This window comes from Brevibacillus reuszeri, assembly GCF_002897295.1.
Taxonomy (GTDB): Bacteria; Bacillota; Bacilli; order Brevibacillales; family Brevibacillaceae; genus Brevibacillus; species Brevibacillus reuszeri_A.
Genome location: NZ_BEXF01000077.1, coordinates 1 through 2280, shown reverse-complemented (window position 1 = coordinate 2280; position 2280 = coordinate 1). Strand labels below are relative to the sequence as shown.

General features: G+C 40.0%; 2 protein-coding genes and 1 pseudogene. 2 read left to right on the top strand and 1 reads right to left on the bottom strand.

Going from position 1 to position 2280, the window contains the following annotated elements; translation table 11 throughout:
* The first annotated feature begins 10 nt into the window (after positions 1-10).
* Positions 11-1438: a SulP family inorganic anion transporter gene (locus tag C3B52_RS35350; protein ID WP_103110985.1), complete on the top strand. Its 1428-nt coding sequence runs from the start codon at positions 11-13 to the stop codon at positions 1436-1438.
* A 24-nt stretch (positions 1439-1462) separates the two neighbouring features.
* Positions 1463-1882, top strand: coding sequence for a universal stress protein (locus tag C3B52_RS35345; RefSeq protein ID WP_103110984.1), 420 nt, complete (start codon positions 1463-1465; stop codon positions 1880-1882).
* Between the two features lie 56 nt (positions 1883-1938).
* Here C3B52_RS35345 and C3B52_RS35340 read toward each other — a convergent pair.
* Positions 1939-2280, bottom strand: a pseudogene (locus C3B52_RS35340) (DNA mismatch repair protein MutT); the annotation flags it as partial.

The window sequence follows — 2280 nt, the reverse complement described above, 5'->3', positions numbered from 1 at the left end:
GTTATTTAATGTGAAAGGAGATGTATTGGCGGGTATTGTTGTTGCTTTGGCTCTAATTCCCGAAGCGATCGCATTTTCGATCATAGCTGGAGTCGACCCAATGGTAGGCCTGTACGCATCATTCTGTATAGCCGTTATCATTGCTTTTGTTGGTGGTCGACCAGGCATGATTTCTGCAGCTACCGGTGCAATGGCTCTTCTAATGGTTCCATTAGTTAAAGATCATGGTCTCAATTATTTGCTGGCTGCAACGATATTGACGGGTGTTATTCAATTGGTGTTTGGATTCTTAAAGATCGCGAAGCTGATGAAGTTCATCCCAAGAGCTGTCATGGTTGGTTTCGTCAATGCACTCGCTATTTTGATTTTTATGGCTCAAGTTCCGCATTTCTGGGGAATATCCACAATGACTTATGTTTTCGTAGCAATAACACTCATCATAGTATATGTAGTACCCTTGTTTTTTAAAGCAATTCCGGCACCACTCATCGCGATTATCTTGTTGACGGCAGTAGCTATTTTCTCAGGATTTGATTTGCGGACGGTAGGAGATCTAGGCAATATAACACAATCCTTACCTTCATTCTTCATACCGGATGTACCATTTAATCTGGAAACGTTGCAAATAATTTTTCCTTATTCATTAGCTTTGGCGATTGTAGGTTTGTTGGAGTCGTTATTGACCGCATCCATTGTAGATGATATGACCGATACCGGTAGTCACAAAAATCGGGAGGCAAGAGGGCAAGGTATTGCTAATATCGTAACCGGCTTTTTTGGGGGAATGGCTGGTTGTGCTATGATCGGACAGTCTGTCATCAATGTTAAATCGGGTGGGCGTGGCAGATTATCTACGCTTATCGCAGGTGTGTTTTTAATGTTTCTTATCCTTGTTTTGGGTGATTTGGTTGTACAAATTCCGATGCCTGTCCTGGTAGGTATCATGATTATGGTTTCAATTGGGACATTTGACTGGTCTTCATTTGCTTACTTGCGGAAAGCGCCTAAATCAGATGCAGCTGTGATGCTTGTGACGGTTATTATTGTTGTTGCTACTCATGATTTGTCTAAAGGTGTTATCGCTGGAGTTATCTTGAGTGCAATTTTCTTTGTAGCTAAAATCTCAAAGATTGAAGTGCGCAAGCGTCAGCAGAACAAACAATTAATTTTCGACGTGGAAGGACAACTTTTCTTTGCCTCAGTTGAGAGTTTTGTGGACAATTTTGATTTTTCAGTAAGTGACACCGACATCATTATCGATTTCTCCAATTCACATGTGTGGGATGATTCTGCTGTAGGGGCCATTGATAAAGTGGTCATTAAATACAGAGAGAATCAGAACCGTGTCACGATTAAAGGCTTGAACTCTTCAAGTAAAAAAATCGTGGATAAATTAGCTGTATATAATGACGCTAATGCAAAATTAAGTGCACATTAAACTAATTTCCTAGGAGTGAATCAAATGTATAGTCGAATCCTATTAGCTGCTGACGGATCAGAAAATTCATTGCGTGCTACCAAAGAGGCCGTCAAAATTGCTTCAGCATCACCAAATAGCAAAGTTGAAGTTGTTATTGTCGCCGATTTTTCAAAAGCCAAAAGCGAAATTTTGCATGCCCAAGGAAGAGAAGAATTAGAATTAAACCGGCGTAAAAAGCTTGCCCCTGTTGAAGAGTTGCTTCAACAAGGGAAGATCAATTATCAGATAAAAATTTTGCACGGGGAACCAGGACCAACAATTATTGACTATGCAAACAAAGAAAAGGTTGAACTGGTCGTGATCGGGAGCAGAGGGCTTAATGCGCTTCAAGAAATGGTGCTAGGCAGTGTTAGCCATAAGGTTGTTAAAAGAGTTCATTGCCCCGTGGTTATCGTTAAGTAGAAAATAATATCAATGAGCAAAAACCCTTCAATGACTAGTTCATTGAAGGGTTTTTATTAAGCGGATCTATTTATAAGCTCCTGGACAATCAATTCAAGTACTGTAGTCTCACGCTCAATGGAAAGACCCATGGATTCTTCCTGATTCCTGATGACTTGGCGGTTGTGCTTGATGGCTTCGTTAATATCAATCCAAACCGCAGTCATTCCGTTTGTAATTTCATAATCCTCAAGTTTTGCATTTCCCAGTTCCTTATCTACAGTACACATAAAATAATATGAAATCATATGAACCAAATCGAAATCGGGTTTGTAGTGAGGTCTATATTCCTCAATACATCCAAATTCACTTTGGACGCGAAGATTGGTTGCTCCTGTTTCTTCTATAATTTCCCGTTT

Bases quoted from the DNA above. Each gene is read 5' to 3' on its own strand.
- C3B52_RS35345 (WP_103110984.1), top strand. From the start codon at position 1,463: ATGTATAGTCGAATCCTATTAGCTGCTGACGGATCAGAAAATTCATTG.